Here is a 2703-nt window from a genome sequence, read left to right on the forward strand (position 1 = left end):
TTATCCACGCATTAACGGTGACGCATGTATCCCTGTAGGCCGCGTGGTTACTGGGCGGAAAGGCTCCCTCCTGTATCTCTTTATTACCTGTATAAGAATAACGTACCTGTAGTAGAGAGAGAAAACCTGTGGATAACTCCAAAGGTACAACCAAAAGAAACAGATTCCATAGCACAGAGGAACGCACAGCAAAGGACAGGAAAGGTATTTACCCGACCTGTCTTTTCTTTATGGTCAAAGAGGGTACAGCAGGAGGAATAAGACTGCACCCTCTGGACACAGGAAGGTATTACTCTGATTAAGACACCAAACAGCCATATTTGACTTCTGAGCGACTTTTAGATTGTCACTAAGGGAAACTATCGTACAGACAAAGAAAAACCTCACAGAGAGGCTCTGAGAGCGTCTGAGAGGCATTTATATCTTTTACCTGCTATCTGATTTCACACCTAAAGGACAACACATGGTATCTTATTGACTCTCATGGTCATTCTCTAAGTATCTCTATGATTGACTATGAGATACACCATAAAGAACCTATGGGTATACCTCTAAGAGTATTTAACTTAAAAGTATACTGCTAAAGGTATCACCTAAAGGACAACCAACAGGATACTTTTAGAATTACCTCAAGGTATTACTCTAAGTATATACTAAAGGTATAATAGGGTATCACATAAAGTTAATTCTGTCAATACTGTTATTTATCAATAATCAATGGACAAAGAAGGTTAGTAAATGGAATACTTCTGTTATCTCAAGGATACTCTTAGTATCTCTCTTTATCTCCTGTTTTCTCTCTCTATATTGTGACGTAATACCAGAGGTGTCTATTTGTACCGCTATTCCCTCTTCTTCGGTATATGCCATATTTAGACGTATTGTGATATATGCCTTAATTATCTCGCGTTATCTCTGTGTTACTCGATGATACTCCCTCTTTCTCTTGTATGTGGTTGAATTAGTCACTAAGCTACTTAGTCTTGTAGATGAAAATGAAAAGCTGACCGGAACAATCTTCCGTGCAGGGGTCCGGTAAAACGTGACCCTTATCATCAAAGTATTGAAAATATCAAAAGGGAAAATTCCCTTCTGACCTCAATGTTCTTTGAATCGTCCTAGAATCATCAATAGGGTACCCACAATATGAGTATCCTTCGTTACTCCCTGCGAATCTGACACAATGTACTTCTGACAGATTCACCAGAAAGCCTCTGAGACCGCATGGTTACTGAGCGGACAGCCATTTTACACCACAGTTTCAAAAACAGTGTTGACTTTCAATCTGTCATAATAATACAATAAAGCCAACGAAGCAGATTGGAGATGAGGACACATGGAATACGTTGAGCCTATCAGAGACAAGAAACAACTGGACAACATGAAGCGATACCTCAAGGAGAAGAACAAAAGGGACTGGCTCCTGTTCGTCTTAGGGATAAATAGCGGCCTCCGCATCAGCGACCTACTGAACCTCAAGGTATCGGACGTAAAGGACAAGGACAGAGTGACTCTGCGCGAAGAGAAGACAGGTAAAGCAAAGGACTTCCCACTGTCTGAGAACTGCCGGAAGGCTGTCGCTGAGTACCTCAAGAATGAAACCCTCATGGCTGATTGTCCGTTATTCTACAGCAGGAAGAAGGACAGCCAAGGGAACCATAAGCCAATATCAAGACAGCAAGCCTATGACATTCTCACAGAGGCCGCAAGAGCGGTAGGCATCAAGGACGCTATAGGAACCCACACGCTGAGGAAAACCTTTGGCTACTGGGCGTATAAAGCAGGGCATGACATCACAAGAATCCAGCACCTAATGAACCATTCGTCTCCCAGTGTTACCCTGCGATACATTGGGATAACCAAGGACGAACTGGACAAGGTTTACATAGACCTTAACCTGTGACGTCTCCACAAAATTGTGGACTCTATTGACAACAGAAGGGAGAACAACACCATGAGCAACAAAGAGAAAATCCAACAAAGACAAGCATTGATTAAGGCTGTGAGAGCCAACAGAGAACATGATGAGGCAACCAGTGAGTATATATGGGAACGCATGGGAACACTCAGCGAACCGCAGGAACTCATTGAGGAACAGCAAAGCCTCTTTGATAAACTCAAGGAACTTCTGAGCGATAGACCAGAGGCCATTGAACTCCTGTGTCATTACGATTTCACTATGACTGAGAAAGCCTCTGCCATGATGGAGCAAGCGTACCGCCAAGGCTTCAAGGATGGATTGAACAGCAAGACCGCAAGAACTGCATAGGAAACCTCAAGGCTGTCCCTAAGTGGGCAGTCTTTCTCTTTGTGTCTCTGTGGGTCTGCTCGATATTGAGCCAACCGCTACACCGTGTCCCCAAAATTGTGGAGACCTCCACATTTCGTTTCTGAGCAACTTTTATAAGGTCACTAAGGGAAACTATCGCACCACACCATAAAAACCTCTCAGAAGTCAAATATGGAAGTCTCAGAGGTATTCACACCGAATCAGACACCCCCACAACCAACGCAAAAGTGAGTTTGACCTGCTATCGGTAATACCGACAACAGCCAATCCAGAGGTGGAGCAGTCATGGTCATAGTCCTTGTGATTTCTCCTTAAGGAATGACTCCGAGAAAACCCCAAGAACCCAGTGTTTCCAAGGGTTTAAGCCACCTTGTAAACCGTTAGTTTTCTCACAGTCAAACAGGCGGGGCGGG

2 protein-coding genes are annotated in these 2703 nt (G+C 43.7%); both read left to right on the forward strand.

The genetic code is table 11. The annotated features are described in order from the left end of the window. The first annotated feature begins 1336 nt into the window (after positions 1-1336). The gene (locus C508_RS0117235) at positions 1337-1903 is read left to right on the forward strand and encodes a site-specific integrase (protein WP_018704813.1); all 567 of its coding nucleotides are present in this window, start codon (positions 1337-1339) and stop codon (positions 1901-1903) included. A 51-nt stretch (positions 1904-1954) separates the two neighbouring features. After that, a complete protein-coding gene (locus C508_RS0117240; protein WP_018704814.1) occupies positions 1955-2269 on the forward strand; it encodes a hypothetical protein in 315 nt (104 codons plus the stop codon). Positions 2270-2703 lie beyond the last annotated feature (434 nt).

The organism is Anaeromusa acidaminophila DSM 3853, from assembly GCF_000374545.1.
In the GTDB taxonomy this organism is placed as follows: domain Bacteria; phylum Bacillota; class Negativicutes; order Anaeromusales; family Anaeromusaceae; genus Anaeromusa; species Anaeromusa acidaminophila.